The sequence below is a fragment of the Arthrobacter sp. 4R501 genome, from assembly GCF_002929755.1.
Lineage (GTDB): Bacteria > Actinomycetota > Actinomycetes > Actinomycetales > Micrococcaceae > Arthrobacter.
This window is the reverse complement of sequence record NZ_PJIW01000016.1, coordinates 47,955-66,695: the sequence shown is the minus strand read 5'-3', so window position 1 is coordinate 66,695 and position 18,741 is coordinate 47,955. Positions and strand designations below refer to the sequence as shown.

At 66.6% G+C, this 18,741-nt stretch carries 17 protein-coding genes; 9 read left to right on the top strand and 8 right to left on the bottom strand.

The annotated features are described in order from the left end of the window. From CXR02_RS16075 to CXR02_RS16045, 7 genes are all read left to right on the top strand, one after another. Entirely contained in the window at nt 1-660 is a 660-nt protein-coding gene (locus CXR02_RS16075) for a 3-oxoacid CoA-transferase subunit A (protein WP_104062901.1), read from the top strand. 2 nt (nt 661-662) lie between these two features. Next, complete coding sequence (locus CXR02_RS16070; protein ID WP_104062900.1) at nt 663-1,355, top strand: 3-oxoacid CoA-transferase subunit B; 693 nt, start codon at nt 663-665, stop codon at nt 1,353-1,355. Between the two features lie 135 nt (nt 1,356-1,490). Next, nucleotides 1,491-2,303: an IclR family transcriptional regulator C-terminal domain-containing protein gene (locus CXR02_RS16065; RefSeq protein ID WP_104062899.1), complete on the top strand. Its 813-nt coding sequence runs from the start codon at nt 1,491-1,493 to the stop codon at nt 2,301-2,303. Between the two features lie 140 nt (nt 2,304-2,443). Further along, complete coding sequence (locus CXR02_RS16060) at nt 2,444-3,652, top strand: Re/Si-specific NAD(P)(+) transhydrogenase subunit alpha (protein WP_104062898.1); 1,209 nt, start codon at nt 2,444-2,446, stop codon at nt 3,650-3,652. Then, a complete protein-coding gene (locus CXR02_RS16055; RefSeq protein WP_104062897.1) occupies nt 3,652-3,987 on the top strand; it encodes an NAD(P) transhydrogenase subunit alpha in 336 nt (111 codons plus the stop codon). The genes CXR02_RS16060 and CXR02_RS16055 overlap by 1 nt, the downstream gene beginning before the upstream one ends. Next, nucleotides 3,984-5,357: an NAD(P)(+) transhydrogenase (Re/Si-specific) subunit beta gene (locus CXR02_RS16050; protein ID WP_104062896.1), complete on the top strand. Its 1,374-nt coding sequence runs from the start codon at nt 3,984-3,986 to the stop codon at nt 5,355-5,357. The genes CXR02_RS16055 and CXR02_RS16050 overlap by 4 nt, the downstream gene beginning before the upstream one ends. 49 nt (nt 5,358-5,406) lie before the next feature. Then, complete coding sequence (locus CXR02_RS16045) at nt 5,407-6,324, top strand: diacylglycerol kinase family protein (protein ID WP_104062943.1); 918 nt, start codon at nt 5,407-5,409, stop codon at nt 6,322-6,324. Between the two features lie 47 nt (nt 6,325-6,371). On the opposite strand, the gene CXR02_RS16040 is transcribed toward CXR02_RS16045, so the two are convergent. The 7 genes from CXR02_RS16040 to purB all read right to left on the bottom strand — a co-directional run bounded on the left by CXR02_RS16040 (nt 6,372) and on the right by purB (nt 16,451). Next, a complete protein-coding gene (locus tag CXR02_RS16040) occupies nt 6,372-7,217 on the bottom strand; it encodes an ACT domain-containing protein (protein ID WP_104062895.1) in 846 nt (281 codons plus the stop codon). Nucleotides 7,218-7,295: 78 nt separating this feature from the next. Further along, the gene (locus tag CXR02_RS16035) at nt 7,296-7,922 is read right to left on the bottom strand and encodes a thymidine kinase (RefSeq protein ID WP_104062894.1); all 627 of its coding nucleotides are present in this window, start codon (nt 7,920-7,922) and stop codon (nt 7,296-7,298) included. A gap of 142 nt (nt 7,923-8,064) precedes the next feature. Beyond that, nucleotides 8,065-8,499 carry an acyl-CoA thioesterase gene (locus CXR02_RS16030; protein WP_082575848.1) on the bottom strand — a complete coding sequence of 145 codons (435 nt, stop codon included), beginning with the start codon at nt 8,497-8,499 and terminating at the stop codon, nt 8,065-8,067. 76 nt (nt 8,500-8,575) lie between these two features. Further along, nucleotides 8,576-9,079 (bottom strand): GNAT family N-acetyltransferase, encoded by a 504-nt coding sequence (locus CXR02_RS16025; RefSeq protein ID WP_056341852.1) that lies wholly within the window; start codon nt 9,077-9,079, stop codon nt 8,576-8,578. Nucleotides 9,080-9,175: 96 nt separating this feature from the next. Then, complete coding sequence (locus tag CXR02_RS16020) at nt 9,176-14,065, bottom strand: NAD-glutamate dehydrogenase (protein WP_104062893.1); 4,890 nt, start codon at nt 14,063-14,065, stop codon at nt 9,176-9,178. A 115-nt stretch (nt 14,066-14,180) separates the two neighbouring features. Continuing rightward, nucleotides 14,181-14,852, bottom strand: coding sequence for a histidine phosphatase family protein (locus CXR02_RS16015; protein WP_104062892.1), 672 nt, complete (start codon nt 14,850-14,852; stop codon nt 14,181-14,183). A 156-nt stretch (nt 14,853-15,008) separates the two neighbouring features. After that, entirely contained in the window at nt 15,009-16,451 is a 1,443-nt protein-coding gene (purB, locus tag CXR02_RS16010) for an adenylosuccinate lyase (protein WP_104062891.1), read from the bottom strand. A gap of 170 nt (nt 16,452-16,621) precedes the next feature. On the opposite strand from purB, the gene CXR02_RS16005 reads away from it, so the two are divergent. Both CXR02_RS16005 and CXR02_RS16000 read left to right on the top strand, forming a co-directional pair. After that, entirely contained in the window at nt 16,622-16,927 is a 306-nt protein-coding gene (locus tag CXR02_RS16005; protein ID WP_104062890.1) for a hypothetical protein, read from the top strand. A gap of 41 nt (nt 16,928-16,968) precedes the next feature. Next, nucleotides 16,969-18,252 (top strand): hypothetical protein, encoded by a 1,284-nt coding sequence (locus tag CXR02_RS16000; RefSeq protein ID WP_258061032.1) that lies wholly within the window; start codon nt 16,969-16,971, stop codon nt 18,250-18,252. A gap of 18 nt (nt 18,253-18,270) precedes the next feature. Here CXR02_RS16000 and CXR02_RS15995 read toward each other — a convergent pair whose 3' ends face one another. Next, entirely contained in the window at nt 18,271-18,699 is a 429-nt protein-coding gene (locus CXR02_RS15995) for a phage holin family protein (protein WP_104062888.1), read from the bottom strand. Nucleotides 18,700-18,741 lie beyond the last annotated feature (42 nt).

Genomic DNA, 18,741 nt, shown 5'->3' with positions numbered 1-18,741 from the left:
ATGCTGACTTTTGTAGATACCGTTGCCGACGCCGTTGCCGGCATCAAGGACGGCTCAACCGTGATGATCGGCGGGTTCGGCAATGCGGGGCAGCCGTTCGAACTGATCGACGCGCTGATGGACTGCGGCGCCAAGGACCTGACCGTGGTGAACAACAACGCCGGCCAGGGCGACCAGGGCCTTGCCCTGCTCATCAAGGAAGGCCGGGTCCGCAAGATGATCTGTTCGTTCCCGCGGCAGTCCGATTCCTGGCACTTCGATGCCAAATACAAGGCCGGGGAGATCGAACTGGAACTGGTGCCGCAGGGCAACCTGGCCGAGCGCATCCGTGCTGCCGGTGCCGGCATCGGCGGCTTCTTTACCCCCACCGGCTACGGCACCATGCTGGCCGGGGGCAAGGAAACCCGCATCATCGATGGCCGCGGCCAGGTGTTCGAAACGCCGATCCACGCCGACGTCGCCCTCATCAAGGCGCTCAAGGCGGACGGCGTGGGGAACCTTGTGTACCGCAAGACCGCCCGGAACTTCGGTCCCATCATGGCCGCCGCGGCCAAGCACACGGTGGTCCAGGTGTCCGAGATCGTCCCCACCGGCGGACTCGATCCCGAAAACGTCGTGACCCCCGGAATCTACGTCAACAGCATCGTGAAGGTGGCCTGAACATGAGCGCACAGACCAACAGCCAGGCCAGCATTCAGACGTCCGACAAGCCGCTTGGCCGCGACGAACTCGCCGAACTTGTGGCCCGCGACATCGCGCCGGGTTCCTTCGTGAACCTCGGCATCGGCCAGCCCACCCTGGTCTCCAACTACCTCAAGCCGGAGCAGAACATCACGCTCCACACGGAGAACGGCATGCTGGGCATGGGTCCCGCAGCCGAGGGCGACGACATCGACGGCGACCTCATCAACGCCGGCAAGATCCCGGTCACGGAGCTGCCCGGGGCGTCCTACTTCCACCACGCGGACTCGTTCGCGATCATGCGCGGCGGCCACCTGGACATCTGCGTGCTCGGCGCGTTCCAGGTCTCGGCAACCGGAGACCTTGCCAACTGGCACACCGGCGCCCCGGACGCCATCCCCGCGGTGGGCGGCGCCATGGACCTTGCCACCGGCGCCAAGGACGTGTTTGTGATGATGACGCTCCTGACCCGTGAAGGCGCCTCGAAGATCGTGGACGCGTGCACGTACCCGCTCACCGGCGTGGGCTGCGTGACTCGCGTGTACACGGACAAGGCCGTCTTCCTCACCGGGCCAGGCGGCGTCACTGTTCGCGAGACGTTCGGCTGCACCTTCGAGGAACTCCAGGACCTCGTGCCCGTCCCCCTCAAGCCAACCGCCGCCGTCGTTGGTTGAGCCTGTCGAAACCCCACCCCGGCGCGAACGGACACTTAAGCCCCACTTCAACCGGCGCGAACTGGCAGCAGATCCCCTAAAACCCAGGTTTTGACGGGATTACCTGCCCGTTCGCGCCGAATAGGATTGGTAACCATGACCAACGCACCTGCAGACTCACGGGCCGCCCCGCAGGCGAGTGACCAGTACGTGCAGTCGCTCGCACGCGGGCTGGCGGTGATCCGGGCTTTTGATACCGACCACCCGGTCATGACCCTCACCGAGGTGGCGGCCCGGACGGACCTGACCCGAGCCACGGCCCGTCGCTTCCTGCACACCCTTGTTGAGCTGGACTACGTCAGGACTGACGGCAAGACGTTTGCGCTCACAGCCAAGGTCCTGCAGCTCGGCTACGCCTACCTCAGCGGGCTGTCCCTGCCGCAGCTGGCACAGCCCCACCTCGAGGAACTGTCACTCAAGCTGGGGGAGTCCACGTCAGCCGCTGTGCTGGACGGCACGGACATCGCCTACATTGCCCGGGTGACCACGCGCCGCATCATGAACGTTGGCATCACCGTGGGCACCCGCTTCCCGGCCTATGCCACGTCCATGGGCAGGGTGCTGCTCGCGGCCCTGCCGCCCGCCGGACTGAAAGACTACCTGGCAGCGGCGGAGATTAAACCGCTGACGCCGCGCGGGCTGGGCACTGTCCCCGAGCTGCTGGTGGTGCTGGACACCGTCCGCGCCCAGGGCTGGTGCCTGCTGGACCAGGAGCTTGAAATCGGGCTGATGTCCGTTGCCGCTCCCGTGTACGACGGGCCAACCAAGGTGGTGGCCGCGGTGAACGTGTCCCTCCAGGCCCAATCGGTGGCGGCCCAGCCGGACCCGGAGGCGTATCTGGCCGCAGTGGCCCGGGAAATCGTGGCTACCGCGAAGCTCGTCTCGGCGGACCTGACGGCCCGGCGCTAAACGCCCGGCGCTGGACGCGGCAGGCAGCCGCGCGAACGGACAGCAAATGCCCCCAAAACGCGAATCTGAGGGAATTAGCTGCCAGTTCGCGCAAGGGGTCATAGACTCGAGCCAACTACGTCCGTAAGGGAGTTGGCGGTTTGAAACTGGGCATACCGCGGGAACGTCATGAGGGTGAGCGGCGTGTGGCCGCCACGCCGGAAACGGTCAAGCAGTTGGCGGGGCTTGGCCTGGACGTCCTGATCGAGGCAGGAGCAGGGGCCGCCGCCGGCCACTCGGACCACGATTACGCCGATGCCGGCGCCCGCATCGTCCAGGACCTGGATCCCGGCGAACTGAACGTCCTGGTCCACGTCCGCCCGCTGGAACCCCCGACGGCGGCAGCCCTGAAGAGGGGCGCCGTCACCGTTGGCCTGGCCTCGCCGTCGTCCGAACTCGCCACAGTGCAGGCGCTCGTGGAGGCCGGCGTCAGCGCCTTCGCCCTGGAACTGGTGCCCCGCATCTCGCGCGCCCAGTCCATGGACGCGCTCAGCTCCCAGGCCCTGGTGGCCGGCTACCGCTGCGTGCTCGAAGCCGCCATCCGGCTCCCGCGCTTTTTCCCGCTGTATATGACCGCCGCCGGCACCGTCCCGCCGGCCCGTGTGCTGGTGCTCGGCGCCGGGGTTGCCGGGCTGCAGGCCATCGGCACCGCAAAACGGCTGGGGGCCCGGGTCTCCGCCAACGACATCCGGCCAGCCTCCGCTGACGAGGTCGCGTCGATGGGCGGCACGTTCATCAAGCTGGACCTGGAAACGGCGGAGGCATCGGGTGGCTACGCCCGCGAACTCAGTGCCGACCGCGGCGCCCTCCAGCGTGAACTCCTCGCCCCGCACGTCGCCGTGGCGGATGTCCTGATCACGACGGCGGCCGTCCCGGGCAGGCGCGCACCGCTCCTCGTGAGCCGCCAAATGGTGCAGGGCATGCGCCCCGGCTCCGTCGTCGTCGACCTCGCTGCTGAGTCCGGCGGCAACGTGGAGGGCGTTGTTCCCGGCGAGGACATCCTGGTTCCGACCGCCGACGGGCAGGGCCACGTCACGCTGGTGGGGCTGAAGGACGCACCGTCCGCGATGGCGCAGGACGCGTCCCGCCTGTATGCCAAGAACGTGGCCAACCTGCTCGCCCTGATGGTCCGGGACGGCACCGTTGCCCCCGATTTCGACGACGACGTGATCGCCGGCGCGTGCCTCACGCACGACGGCGATGTGCGGCACCTGCCCACGGCCGAGGCCCTGGCGGCACTCGTCCCCGCCCTGCCCGACCATGCGCCCCGGGTCCAGGACGACAGGGTCCAGAACGAGGGGGGAATCTGATGGACGGCATGAGCCTGTTGACGGTCACCGTGCTGGCGGTGTTTGTGGGCTTCGAAGTGGTTTCCAAGGTCTCCAGCACCCTGCACACCCCGCTGATGTCCGGCGCCAACGCCATTCACGGCATCATCCTGGTAGGCGCCATCATCGTGGCCGGCCAGGCCGCGGACCCGGGGATCCTGGCCGTGGCGCTGCTGGCCGTGGTGCTGGCCACCGCCAACCTCGTGGGCGGCTTTGTGGTGACGGACCGGATGCTGCACATGTTCCGTGCCCGGAAAGACGTGGTACGCCAGGAAGCCCCGGCTAAGGAAGCCACCGGCAGGGAGGACGTAAAGTGACCCTCCTCGATCCTGTCTGGACCTCGCTCCTTTACCTCGCTGCGGCGGTGTTCTTCATTCTGGCGCTCCGCGGCCTCAGCTCGCCCCGGACCGCCCGGCGCGGCAACCTGATCGGTGCCTTCGGTGCGCTGCTCGCCGTCGTCACGGTCTTCCTCTCCGCCCGGCTGGACAACATCCCCTGGATCATCGGTGCCATCGCGGTGGGGTCCGCCGTGGCCGCGCCAGTGGCCCGGCGGGTGCAGATGACCCAGATGCCGCAGCTCGTGGCCCTGTTCAACGGCGTGGGCGGCGGCGCCGCAGCCCTGGTGGCGCTGCTGGAACTCAGCCACACCGCAGACCCCTGGGTCCGCGTCGCCATCGTGTTCACCCTGCTGGTGGGGGCCGTGTCCTTCGCGGGCTCCGGGGTCACCTTCGCCAAACTCCAGGAGCTCATGACCACCCGTCCCATCGTTTTTCCGGGCCTTCCCGTGGTGATGGCAGCAGTGCTGCTGGCCGCCGTGGGCACCGCCGTCGCCGTCGTCCTGACAGGTTCCCTGGCGGTCGCCGTCCTGCTGATGGTGCTGGGCTTGGCCGCGGGTGCACTGCTGGTGCTGCCGGTGGGCGGCGCGGACGTGCCCATCGTCATCTCGCTCCTGAACGCGTTCACCGGACTGGCCGTCGCCGCGTCCGGCGTGGTGTTGGGCAACGTGCTGCTGGTGGTGGCCGGCACGTTGGTGGGCGCCTCCGGTACCATCCTCACCCGGGCCATGGCCGCCGCGATGGGCCGCAGCGTGGCCGGCATCCTGTTCGGCGCCTTCAAGGGAGGTTCGACGGCGGGATCCACCGCCGTGAGCGAACGTCCCGTCAGGTCCTCCAGCGCGGAGGACGTGGCCGTGCTCCTGGGCTACGCGCAGCGGGTGATCATCGTCCCCGGCTACGGCCTGGCGGTGGCGCAGGGCCAGCACACAGCCGCCGAGCTGGCCTTGGCCCTCGAAGCCCGCGGCATCGAGGTGGACTTCGCCATCCATCCCGTGGCGGGCCGCATGCCGGGGCACATGAACGTGCTCCTGGCCGAGGCGAACGTGCCGTACGAATCGCTCAAGGAAATGGGCGAGATCAACTCCGAGTTCCGCATGGCCGACGTCGCTTTGGTGGTGGGCGCCAACGACGTCGTGAACCCGGCGGCGAAGACGTCCTCCGGCTCGCCGATCTACGGTATGCCCATCCTGGAAGTGGCCGATGCCCGCCAGGTGATCTTCCTGAAGCGGTCCATGCGGCCCGGATTCGCAGGAATTGAGAACGAGCTCCTGTACGAACCGCAGACCTCGCTGCTCTTCGGCGACGCCAAGGACTCCCTGGCCAAGGTGCTGGGCGCGGTGAAGGCGCTGTAGCGAAGTACGCTGTCCCCAAGGCCCAATTCCCATGTCAGCGAAGGACACCATGACAGCCAACAGCTCCACTTCCCCCAAGCGCCCGGCCATCATCATCAATCCTGCCAAGCCGGTGGACATCGACGTGCGTGCCCTGGCGGCCAAGCATTGCTCGGAGAACGGCTGGGGCGATCCCATCTGGCTGGAGACCACCAAGGAGGACCCCGGCGTCGGCCAGGCGAAGGAGGCACTCAAGCAAGGGGCCGACGTCGTTATTGCCGCCGGCGGCGACGGCACCGTGCGGTGTGTGGCCGAGGTCCTTTCCGGCGGGGACGTGCCCATGGGGTTGCTTCCGTTCGGCACGGGAAACCTCCTGGCCCGGAATCTGGGAATGGACGTCACGGATTTTGACGGCGCCATGGCCGGGGCCCTGGCGGGCACGGAGCGGAAGATCGACGTGGTCCGGGCCGTCCGCGATGATCCGGACAAGGAGCAAGTCTTCCTGGTCATGGCCGGAGTGGGCTACGACGCCACCATCATGGCCGACACCAACGAGGACCTCAAGGACAAGGTGGGCTGGCTGGCCTACGTGGACGCCGGGATCCGGAACCTGCCGGGCAAGCCGGTGAAGGCAACCATCATCCTCGACGGCAAAACAGTGGTGCACCGCGGGGTCCGCAGCGTGATGGTGGGCAACTGCGGCAAGGTCCAGGGCGGACTGGAGATCTTCCCGGACGCCAAGATGGATGACGGCCTGCTGGACGTGGCCGTGCTGGCACCGAGGGGGAAATTCGGGTGGTTCTCCGTGGTGGCTGGCATGATCGGCAAGGGCCGCGGCAAGGACACGTCCGTGGAGTACTACCAGGGCAAAACCGTAGAGGTCACCCTCGAACACAACGATGACTACCAGCTCGACGGCGACCACGAAGGCGACGGCAAGCACGTCCTGATGACCATTGAGCCCGGCGCGCTCACCATCCGGATGTAACCCCAACTGACTCGCATTTAACGTCGTCAAACGCGGGAATGACGACGTTAAATGCCAGTCACTTGGGCCGAGGTTGGCCGGTGGGCCAAGATTTCGGCGAGCTCGGCGAGCCGGTGCGCGCGGGCTGACTCGGCGGGCGTGAAGGGTTCGCCGGGACGGGCGAAGGTGATGGGGCCGTGCCAGGCGGTGGGGATCTTCAGGCGGGTGCCGGCGTCGTCCGCTTCCAGGGTGGCCTCTGCGGGGGTGAGGATGCGGGCGCGAAGCAGCTCGGCCACCGCCAGCGGCAGCTCGTCCGGGGCGTCGGCGATCCGTGCCGCCAGGCTCAGCGCCTTCGTCTGGCCGTCCGCCATGGCCAGCGCGGTGGTGGGCCAGACCCGCGAACTCGAGCCGCCGCCGTCGTGCAGTGCCTCCAGCAGGTGCCGTTCACTGAGGTTCCCCGGCGCCGAGAGCACAAACTCGTCCAGCACGCCGCCTGCAACGGGGTGGACGTGGATGCTGAGGATGTTGGTGTCCAGGCGGGCCAGCGCCCGGGTGATTTTCTGCAGCGAACCCGGGTGGTCCTGGAGCACCGTGCGCGCCCGCCACAACGACGGTGCGCTGCCCAGCTTCCTGTGGTGCCGGAGCGTCGGCGCGTGCAGCCAGCCGCGGAGCAGCCGGGCGGCGGACGGCTCCGCCACCCAGATCACCAGCACTGTGGCCGTGAGCGTAAGGACCAGCACCTTGGCAAGATACGGCAGGTGCGTTCCCACCACGAGGGCGTGGACCAGCAGTTCGATCGGGAGCATAACGGCCACGTTGGCCAAGGTCAGGCGGGTCTTGGTGGGTTCCGGCATCAGGCCGCAGACTTCACAGCTCAAATCAGCCGCGGCAGGGTTCCTTGCAGTGGGCTTCATGCCTCAAGGATCACAGCGGGGTGTTTCGGCGGCGTTGCCCTGCCGTTCCGATTGTGGGAACAGGCGGCGGGGTCAAACTCACGAGCCCAGGCGGCCGCCGGACTCCTCGAGGTAGCAGGAGCCGCACAGGGATTCGTACCAGACGTCCTGGCCGTCGATGGCGACCTGGTCGCCGTCGAACACCACCTCGTTGCCAACGCGCCGGGTGTTGAAGATGGCTTTGCGCCCGCACCGGCAAATGGTCTTGAGCTCTTCCAGCGTGTGGGCGACCTCCAGAAGCCGGCGCGATCCCGGGAAGGCGCGGGTCAGGAAGTCTGTCCTGATGCCGTACGCGAGTACCGGCACGTTGTCCAGGACGGCGATGCGGAACAGGTCATCCACCTGGTCCGGGGTCAGGAACTGGGCCTCGTCCACCAGCAGGCAGGCCACCGGCTTCTGGTCCATGTGCTCCAGCAGGGCATCGGGGTCGTCCCCGGCCGCATGAGCGGCGAAGAGTTCGCGCACGGGCGTGGTGGCGGAGATCAGGAAGTCCACGGACCGGGTCATGCCCAGCCGGGACACAATGTCAGTATCGCCTTTGGTGTCCACGTCGGGCTTGGCGAGAAGGACACGCTGGCCCCGCTCTTCGTAGTTGAAGGCGGCCTGCAGGAGCCCGGTGGACTTTCCTGAGTTCATGGCGCCGTAGCGGAAGTAGAGCTTGGCCACGAGGGTCCTTTCAATGGGTCCGGCTATCGATCTTATGCCGTACGCCCCAGGGATCCATCGCAAACGGCCGGCGCCCCGGCCCCTGCAGCGCCCGCTCGGGTCTCACCCGCCCCGCCGCGCGCGCGGGGCCGTCCCGCCGTCGTCAGTCCTGAATGAGGGTTTCCGTCAGGTGATGCGTGGGAATCCGGTCCCGCTCATACGTGATTTCGGTGTAGCCGTGGGGCTCGGGCTTGCCGGCCGGGCTGAGGTTCACAAAGACGATCTCTTCGATGGTGAGGATGCTTTGGCGCGTGATCATGTTTCGGACTTCGGCGCGCATAGTCAATGACGTCCGTCCGAAGCGCGTCGCCGTCAGGCCCATTTCCACAAGGTCTCCCTGCACCGCGGAGCTCACGAAGTTGATCTCCGAGATGTACTTCGTGACCGCACGGCCGTTGCCAAGCTGGAGGATGGCGTAGATCGCGGCTTCCTCATCGATCCATTTCAGCAGGCTTCCGCCGAAGAGGGTCCCGTTGGCGTTCAGGTCCTCCGGCCGGATCCATTTGCGGGTGCGGAAGGTGATGTCAGTGGATTCCATATGGCGAGGTTAGCGTGCCGCGGCGCAGGTTGCGTGGTGGCAGTTGTTGTGTAACGGACCGACACCCGGATTTGGCTCAGGCCATGGCAGTGTGGGCGGCGCTGTGCGAGTCAATCGACTTGGCGTAGCAGTACGAGTGCTCCACGCCCACGTAAGCGCCAAAGTTGGGGACGGAATCGAAGCCGGAGTTCTCGTAGAAGTTCCGGCCGTCCGGCTGCGCCGAGCCTGCTTCGGCCTTGATGCGTGTGATGCCCTGCTTGTGCGCTTCCGCTTCGAGGGCAGCCAGGATGGAGCTGGCCACGCCAGAGCCGCGCGTATACGGGAGCACGTAGAGTCGCTTGATTTCGGCCGTGGCGCTGTCCAGCAGCCTGAGTCCGCCGCAGCCCACGGGCTGTCCCGAGCCTTTGTCGTACGCCACCAGGAACACGGCACAGTCAGCGCCCGACGGCGGGGTCCCCGGTTCGTGGTCAGGGGTACCGAAGCGGGCGTCCAGTTCCGCCTGCTGGGCCCTGCGCAGATCGGCACCCACAGGGTTGGCCCAGGTGACCTGCCTGATGTTGAGCCGTGGGTTGGTCTGCATGACTGCCTCGTTTCGCCGAAGGGTGATGCCTGACAAGCCTAAGAGGCCGCGGTTACCGTGGTGTTTCCTTGGCGTAAGCGTCCGGAGAACTGCGGGCTACCGGCGGACGAGGGTTCGCAGCAGCTTCAGGGCGACGGAGATCGAAGCGATGTCCACGTCCCCTGGTTTGGTCACTTCAGCAAACGTGTCCTTGATCCGGGCCAGCTGCTCCTGGTACCCGCGTTCCCAGGCCACGATCCGTTCCACGGCATCGACTCCTACAGCTTGTTGTGGAGTGGACTTCATGACGGACGTGGTCATGTCTGCGGCGGCCGAATAGGCATCGTCGCGCAGCGCCGCCCGGGCAAGGGCTTCCCAGCGGTTCGCCCTGGGGAGGTCCGTTATGCGAAGCAACAACCTGACCACGCCAATGCGCTCGAAGATTGCGTAGTGGACGTCGATGATCGCGGTGACGGGCTCCTGGACTTGTTCCGAGATAAGCGAGATGTCCAGGAGACCGAAGCTTTCCAGCAAATCAGACGCCCGCTTGCCGAGCTCCGTGGGCAGACCGACGCTGTCCCAGTGCGCCAGGCGCTCCTCCACAAGGTCGAGATCGGCCCCGCGCAAGTAGTGCGAGGTCCTCGTTCGCAGGATGTCGAGCGTCGGCTTGATGCGGGCCAGGGCGTCGGAGATCGGCTGGTCCCTGTGGTCATGGGTCACATACCAGCGGGTGGCACGGTCCAAAAGCCTTCGCATGTGCAGGGCCACGCCGGCGCTTTCCTTGGTGGGGAATCCCGGGGGAAGTGCGGCCAAGGCCGCGACTATCGAATCCAGATCGTAAGCCTCGCGCAGGACGACGAAGGCCCTGGCAACAGCGGCGGCGCTTGCCGTGGTTTCCTCGATGGCGCGGAACGCGAAAGTAATTCCGCCGATATTGACGATGTCGTTGGCCATGATGGTTCCCACGATCTCGCGGCGCAGCGGATGCCTGTCCAGTTCGGCGCCGAAGCGTTCCACGATCTGGCGGGGGAAGTAGCTGCGCAGGGCCTGGTGGAACCAGGGGTCGTCGGCGAGGTCGCTGGCGTTCAGTTCCCGGGCCAGTTCGATCTTGGCGTAGGCGGCCAGCACGGACAGTTCGGGGGACGTCAGACCTTCCCCGTGCTCCAGGCGGGCGTGCAGGGAGGCCGCGCTTGGCAGCCCCTCGAGGTTCCGGTCCAGGTCGGCGGTGGTTTCCAGCCAGTCCATGGTCCGCTCGAACCCGGGGCTCCAGTTCAGCACCAGCTGCCGCTCGGCCACGAGGAGCGCGTTTTGCTCGGTGTTGTCCTTCAGGACGAGCCTGGCCACCTCATCGGTGAGCGAATGCAGGAACCCGGGCCGCTCCTCCCGGCGCATCAGTCCTGCCGCGATCATCGCATCGACGAAGATCTTGATGTTGACCTCGTGGTCGGAACAGTCGACGCCGGCCGAGTTGTCGATCGCATCGGTGTTCAGGAGGACTCCGTGCAGCGCGGCTTCGATCCGGCCCCGTTGGGTGACGCCAAGGTTCCCGCCTTCGGCGATGACCCGGGCCCGCAGCTCGTGTCCATTGACGCGGATGGCGTCGTTGGCTTTGTCTCCCACCTCGGCCTGGGTTTCGCTGGAGGCCTTGATGTACGTCCCGATGCCGCCGTTGTAGATCAGATCCACGGGGGCGCGCAGGATGGCCTGCAGGAGTTCCTGCGGCGCCATGCTGCTCCGGCCCTTTTCGAGGCCCAGCGCGATCCGGACCGGATCGCTGATCGGGACGGTCTTTGCGGACCGGGGGTAGACGCCGCCGCCCGCGCTGATGGCCCGGGCGTCATAGTCAGCCCAGGAGGAACGGGGCAGCTCAAACAGCCGCCGGCGTTCGGCGTAGGAGGCGTCCGGATCGGGGTTGGGGTCCAGGAAGATGTGCCGGTGGTCGAAGGCTGCCACGAGCACGATATGGCGGGAGAGCAGCATCCCGTTGCCGAAGACGTCGCCGCTCATGTCGCCGATGCCCGCGACCGTGAAATTCTCCTGCTGCGTGTCCAGGCCCAGCTCGCTGAAGTGCTGCTTCACCGACGCCCACACGCCGCGTGCCGTGATGCCCATTTCCTTGTGGTCGTAGCCTACGGATCCGCCGGAGGCGAAGGCGTCGTCGAGCCAGAAGCCGTACGTGTGGGCCACCTCGTTGGCGGTGTCCGAAAAAGCAGCCGTCCCCTTGTCAGCGGCCACCACCAGGTAGTAATCGTCGCCGTCGTGCCTGACCACATTCTTGGGGGCCACCACAGTGCTGCCGCTTCCGGAACTAAGCAGGTTGTCCGTGAGGTCGAGCATTCCCCGGATGAAGATCCGGTAGCTCTCCTGTCCCTCCGCCATCCATGCGGCCCGGTCAGTCGTAGGATCCGGAAGCCGTTTGGGGTAGAAGCCGCCCTTGGCCCCGGTGGGTACTATGACCGAGTTCTTGACGTTTTGGGCCTTGACCAGCCCCAGGACTTCGGTGCGGAAGTCCTCGCTGCGGTTCGACCAGCGCAGGCCGCCGCGGGCCAGCATGCCGAAGCGCAGGTGAACCCCTTCCACGCGCGGCGAGTACACCCAGATTTCGAACTTGGGCCGCGGAAACGGTGCGTTGGGGATGGCGGCCGGGCTGAGCTTGAAGCTCAGGTGGGGCCTGTCCAGGAAGTAGTTGGTTCTAAGTGTGGCTTCGATCAGGTTCATGAACGTGCGGAGCAGCCGGTCGGCGTCGAGGCTGGGGATTTCCTCGATCGCGGCCATCAGTTCTTTCCTGGCGGCAGCCGTGTCGCGGAGGCGCCTGGTCCAGTCAATGCCGGGAACGAATTTGCCGTGGAAAAGCGCCAGCAGTGCGTGCGTGGCCCGGGTGTTGGACAGCAGGGTGTCCGCCATGAAGCCATAGGAATTCAGGGTGCCCAGCTGCTGCAGGTATTTGGCGTAGCTGCGGAGGACCACGGCCTGGCGCCAGCTGACCCCCTCCCTGATCGCCAGGGCATCGAAGCCGTCCGACTCGATGTCTCCGCGCATGGCCGCGCAGAACGAATCCGCCAACAGCATGCTGGTTTCCAGGGGATCGATGCCGGGCGGGTACTTCAGCCCGAGGTCGTAGAGGAAGAGGTCCTGTCCGTTGGCGCGCCGAAGCTCAAAGGGACGCTGGTCCAGCACCTCAAGCCCCAGGTTGTGGAGGAATGGCAGGAACCGGGTGAGGCTCTGGGCGCTGGTCAGGTAGAGGCGCATCCGCGCGTCCTCTGCCGGCGGCCGCGTGGCTTCCGGCCGGACATAGACAGTCAACAGAGGGTTGTCCAGCGCCCGCCCGCCCGTCCCGTCAAGGTCGAATTCCTCGAAGGCGGCGATGTCGCGGACCGCGTCCTCGGCGTCGTGGTCCGCACGGTAGCCGGGCGGAAACGAGCCCTGCCACAGTGTCGAGAGCCGCGCCGCCTCCTCTGCGGTGAATCGGTCACGGAGGGACTCGTCCAGGCCCTCCGTCCACGAGCGGCTTGCCGCCACTACACGCCGCTCCAGCTCCAGGGGGTCGACGTCGGGTGCTGGCGTCCCGGGGCCCAGCAGGATCCGGAAGAACACCCGGGCCATGGGGGAGTCGCCCAGCCGGACCTCGAACTCGATGGACGGGGATTTGAAGGCGTGCCTGAGTTCCTGCTCGATCCTGAGCCGGACCGCAGTGTTGTAGCGGCGCCGGGGAAGGAAAACCAGGGCGGACATGAAGCGACCGATGCTGTCCGGCCGCAGGAAAAGCCGCGTTTGGCGGCGCTGCTGCAGGCGCAGGATCTCCGTGGCCAGCTGGGCCAGATCGAGCTGTTCCATATGGAACAGCTCGTCGAGTGGAAACGACTCCAGCACAGCCAGCAGTTCCTTGCCCTGGTGCGAGGCAGTCTTGAAACCAAGGTGCTCCTGCACGGCCAGGACCTTGTCCCGGACCACCGGAATGCGGCGTACGGACTGGCCGGTGGCGCCCGGAGCGAGCAGGCCCACAAAGCGCCGCTCTCCGGCAACGGCTCCGCCATCGTCGAAGATCCGAAGACGGATCTCGTCCAGGTAGGCGGGCCGGGGGACCGAGGAACGCAGATCCGAGGTAGCGAGCGTGAGTGCTCGCGGGCTGAGGAGGCTTGCCTCCACGGACTCCGCTGTGTGCGGTGCGCCGGAGGCCGGACCAGTCCCGCCTTCCGGTCGGTCCTCCCGGAGCAGCCCCAGCCCCGCGCCCGCCCGCACGCGCAGGGCATCCCGGCCGCCCGCCGTCGTGCGCTCATATTCGCTGTACCCGAGGAACACGAAGTTGCCGTTGTCCAGCCAGAGCAGCAGTTCCCGGAGCTGATCCGGGGCCGGGTCCGTGGCGCTGGGGAATCCGTCAACGGAGCCGACGGCGGCTGTCACCTGGGCATGGATGGCTGGGAGGTCTTCGGCGACTGCCTGAACATCGGCCAGCACCCCGTGGAGGTTCGCGATGACTTCCTCGGCGCCCAAGTCCCCAGGCAGCCTGCCGATTTCCACAGCCACCCAAGTCTCTGTGGCCCCATCCTGGATGCCGTCCAACTCGTCCGGGCGGACGTCCGGGATTTCCGCGTGGCCCGCGTTCGCCGCTGTCAGTCCGGCCCGCGATGGCCCATGCGCGACGTCCAGCAACGCATGCGTTTCAGGGTCCCGCCGCACCCGGAACGTGGGGTGCACGAGCAGCCGGATCGACGCGCTCTCCCTGGTCAGCTCGGCTGTCACCGAGTGAACCAGATGGGGCATGTCATTGGCGACCACCATCACGATGCTCGCATCGGTTTCATTCAGGACCCCGACGACGGACTGTCCGGGAGCGCGGATGCCCGCTAATTCCGCGTGGTACCGGGCCCGCCGGCCCAGGGTCTCCGGACTGTAGTCCAGGAGGTCCTCCGCCGCGACGTGCTCGTAGTAGTCCGCGAAGAACAAATCGTTGGCCTCGAACGGACCGGCAGCCCCTCCCTGGGCAGCCGGTGCGGTTTCGCGTGACATTCCACTGCGCCTCCACGGCAAGGGCTGGCACCACTGGCCGTGGTCCCCTGGGGAAGCCTCATGCCTGACTTCATCATGGACGCCCCGCCGCATGGCGTCCAGTGTTTCCCAGCGGCTACGCGGCGCCGCCCATAGGGTCCTCGGCGGTCGGATCCGCGAGAGCGAGGCCGCCCACCGGGCTCCCGTCCCAGTGGATCAGCTTCCAGCCTGCGCCGGGGTCCCCTTCCAGGGCCACGATGCCCGTGTTGGACAGGACATGGCGGGCCGCGAACTCATGGTCGGCGCCGGCGGCGCGGAGCCCGGTCCAGGTGCGGATGGCCGCGCCGTGACTCACCACAGCCGCGACGGCGGAGCCACCATTGCTGGCCGCGCGCTCGGCAATCCGGTTGATGGCGGCGTCGTACCGTTCGAAAAACTCGTGGCCGTCCGGGCCGGCAGGCATCCGGCGGTCCAGGTCACCGGCTGCCCATGCGAACACTGTCCCCATGTAACGCATGTGCGACTCGTGGTCGGTCAGTTTCTCCAGCGCCCCTGCTTCGATCTCGTGCAGCCCATCCAGGACTTCAACCTCAAGCCCGCGGAGCCGGGACAGCGGGGCGGCCGTGATCTGGGTCCGCAGAAGGGTGGATGCGTACACTGCGCCTATCTGCTCGTTGGCTAGGGACCGTGCCATGGCCTCGGCCTGGCGTTCTCCCAGCTCGGTCAGCCCCGGCCCCGGGTGGGCGGTGTCCAGCTGGCCGAGTACGTTGCCGGGGGTCTGTCCGTGGCGGATGAGGAGCAGCTTCATGACTCCAGTTTCGCATCCGGCGGCGAGATCCGGAGTCTGCCTGCCGGGCCGACGTCGGGCGCGCCCACCGCAACCGTTCGGCAGGCTCAACCACGGAAGGCGCCGGGCCCGCCAAGGACCCGGCGCCGCCGTCGTACTTCTTGTGCCTGCAGCGTCCTACTTGAGGTGGTCCACCAGCTGGTCCGCGATGCCAGTGTACTTGCCGGGCGTGAGGGCGAGCAGCCGCGCCTCGGCCTCGGGGGAGAGCCCCAGGGACTGGACGAATTCCTGCATCCGGGCGGCGTCAACGCGCTGTCCGCGGGTGAGGTCCTTGAGCCGCTCGTACGGGTTTTCCATGCCTTCGACGCCGGCAATCGCCTCGGCGCGCATGACCATCTGGATAGCCTCGCCCAGGACTTCCCAGTTGGTGTCGAGGTCGCCGGCGAGGACGTCTTCGGCAACATCGAGGCGGTCCAGGCCTTTGGCCACGTTGGAGATCGCCAGGAGGGAGTGGCCGAATGCCACGCCGATATTGCGCTGGCTGCTGGAGTCGGTGAGGTCGCGTTGCCAGCGGGAGGTCACCAGCGTGGAGCCCAGCACGTCCAGGAGGCCGGAGGAGATTTCCAGGTTGGCCTCGGCGTTCTCGAACCGGATGGGGTTGACCTTGTGCGGCATGGTGGAGGATCCGGTGGCGCCGGCCACGGGGATCTGGGCGAAGTAGCCGATGGAGATGTAGCTCCACATGTCCGTGCAGACGTTGTGCAGGATCCGGTTGAACCGGGCGACGTCGGCGTAAAGCTCGGCCTGCCAGTCGTGGCTTTCGATCTGGGTGGTCAGCGGGTTCCAGGTCAGGCCCAGGCCCTCGACGAAGCTCTTGGCCACCTGCTGCCAGTCGGCGCCGGGGACAGAAGCCACATGGGCTGCGTAGGTTCCGGTGGCGCCGTTGATCTTGCCCAGGTATTCGGTCTTCGCGATCCGGTCCAGCTGGCGGGTCAGGCGGTGCGCGATGACTGCCAGTTCCTTGCCCAGGGTGGTGGGCGTTGCGGGCTGGCCGTGCGTGCGGGACAGCATGGGGACTGCGCGGTTGTCCTCGGCCATCTTGCTGATCTGGGCCACGAGGGCGCGTGCGGCGGGCAGCCACACGTCCTCCACCGCACCCTTGACGCCCAGTGCGTAGGAGAGGTTGTTGATGTCCTCGGACGTGCAGCCGAAGTGGACCATGGCGGTCAGGTTCTCGATGCCGATGGCGGGCAGCCGGCGGCCGATGTAGTACTCCACGGCCTTCACGTCATGGACGGTGACGGCTTCGATTTCGGCGAGCTCGGACACCGAGGCGGAGTTGAATTCGGTGACGATCGCGCGGAGATTTTGCTGCTGTTCCGCGGTGAGCTGGCCTGCGCCGGGAAGGACATTGTTGCTGGTCAGGTGGATGAGCCACTCGACTTCCACGGCCACGCGGTCACGGTTCAGGGCTGCCTCGGACAGGTAGTCAACGAGGGGCGCAACGGCGGACTGGTAACGGCCGTCCAGCGGACCCAGGGCAATCTGGTCCGGTGACGCGGCGAGGGCCAGGCGTCCGGAGGGCGTGCGGGTATCAGCTGTGGCGGCAGTTTCAGGCATGTGCTGATTCTTTCATGAACTCCTCACTGCCGCTGAAGCGGTCCGTCGCATGTGAACAGCGGCGTGACTTGTCCACATAGCCGACGGCGGTGCTTCCGTCGTGGGGGCGGCGTTCCGTAGCGTCGGGGTTCAGGAGTTGGCCTCACATGTGGTGGCGAGGGGGAGAGGGAATGAGCAGCGACTTCATAGTAGGTGACTTGGCGGCGCTCACAGCGAGGGGCAACGAGGTTCAGCACCTGGCGGGGCGGGTGGCCGTGTGCGAAGGGCAGGTGGATACGGTTCTTGCCAGGTTTAGGGAGATCCAGATGCTGGACTGGCAATCACCGGCCGGGCGGGCGTACCGGGTCTCGGTGGCTCTACAGGAGGTCGCATTGGGAAGGGCGCTCGCACGGCTCGAGGACGCACGGCTGGCAGTGAACCGCCACGCGCAGGAGGTGGGGCTGTCCTCCGGCGGCAGCCTGGTTGGGCAGTACTGATGGCCGAGGTGACGCCATCTGGAAGTGCTGGGCCCATTCAGGTGAGCGGGCCTGCCGTTGACGGCGGTCTGGAAATCAGGGGCGGAATTGGCGGCATCGCATTCCAGTTCGAGGAACTCATGGGCGGGGCGGAGAAGCTCGATGACCTTGCCAGCGAGCTGGCGGCGGTAGAGGCTGAAGTGAGCCGAATCCAGAGTGGTTTGCGTCTGTCCCAGGCCCAGGCATTCGGGACAGAAGCCGAAATCTCCTTGGGCGAGGCGCAGCGGAGCGTGCAAGCTGTCCGCGCAGAGCTGCAGGCGATCAGCAGCCAGGTGCGGGCCAGCAAACACGACTACGAGATGGCGGAAGCGGCGACCAACTGTTTTGCTGACATGGGAATTCCGTCGCTCAAGGACTTTGAACACGTGCGAATGGACGTTGCGGGCATGTTCCCAGACCTACGTGGCACTGATCTGGTGTTTCGCAACGTCGCGAGGGCACGGCACCACATTCTTGGCCTTGCGGAAACCCTGGTCCCTCCGCTCAAACCCCGGCCTGTTGCTGTTGAGCGGCAGGAAACGGTGCCTATTGAGTTCGACGGCTCCCTCGCTTCGCTCTTGGAGCGGGTGCGGATCATCGACGAGAGGGGGCGCGGCTACATCGAGGTCCTGGAAACGGACAACGGCGGACAAAAGGCCTATGTCGTCGTTCTTCCAGGTACTCAGACCGGGGGCGAATTGGGCGGAGCCAACCCGTTTGATGAAGCCGGCATCGTTGACGGCGTCGGAAACGGTTCCGCTGAACTAAACGCGGCCGTCTTGCAGGCCTTGGAGGATGCCGGCGCCGAAAGGGGTGCACCCGTAGTGGCCGTGGGCTACAGCCAAGGTGGAATCCATGCCATGAACCTTGCCGCCGACGAGTTGTTCCTGAACGAGTACGACTTGAAATATGTGCTCACGGCCGGCTCCCCCGTGGGTGGCATTGTTCCAACTTCCGACGTCGAGGCCCTTCATCTGGAACACAGGCAGGATTGGGTGCCCGGAACTGACGGGACACCGAACCCGGACACCAGGAACCGAGTTACAGTGACGCTCATCGACCAAGTGGGGACACCAGAGGGTGCAGGCTTCGGTCTGGGTCCGGGACATCAGATCACGCACTACCAGGAGGCGGCCCGCCGGGTCGCGGCCAGTGATGATCCCTCCCTCATGGCATCAACCGCGGTTCTTGGCGGGGTGCTCGGAGCGGGCGGCACGGCAACGGCCACGCGTTTCGCTCTGTCTCGCTCGAAGCGTCCCGAGTCGCCGACCCCTCCGAGGCCGTCTGAGATTGGCCGGGCGCGGTGACCCGCCCGTCAGCGCCGGTCAGCGCCTGCCGGCGCCTGTCAGCCGCCCGGCAACCAGTGAAATGAGCGTGATGATGATGGCAGCGAGGACGGCCGTCCAGAAGAACGAATCGATGGTGAAGTTCACCGGCGTGTAACTGCTGAGCCAGGACGTCAGATACAGCATGGCGGCGTTGATGACGATGGTGAACAGGCCCAGCGTGAGGATGGTGATGGGCAGGGACAGGAAGCTGACCAGGGGGCGGACAAACGCGTTCACCACGCCGAAGATCAGCCCGATAAACAGGTACGCGAGAACGACGCCGATGGTCTCCGTGCCCTGCGTGACGCCCGTGGTGGCCACCGCCTCGGTAGTGGCGGAAGTTGAGATATCCAGGCCCGGCAGTATCCAGCTGGCAATCCAGAGGGCCAGCCCGTTGATAAGGACTCGAACAATAAAAGAGCGCATAGGCCCATGCTGTCACACTGCCCTGAGCCCCGCCTGGGCGCC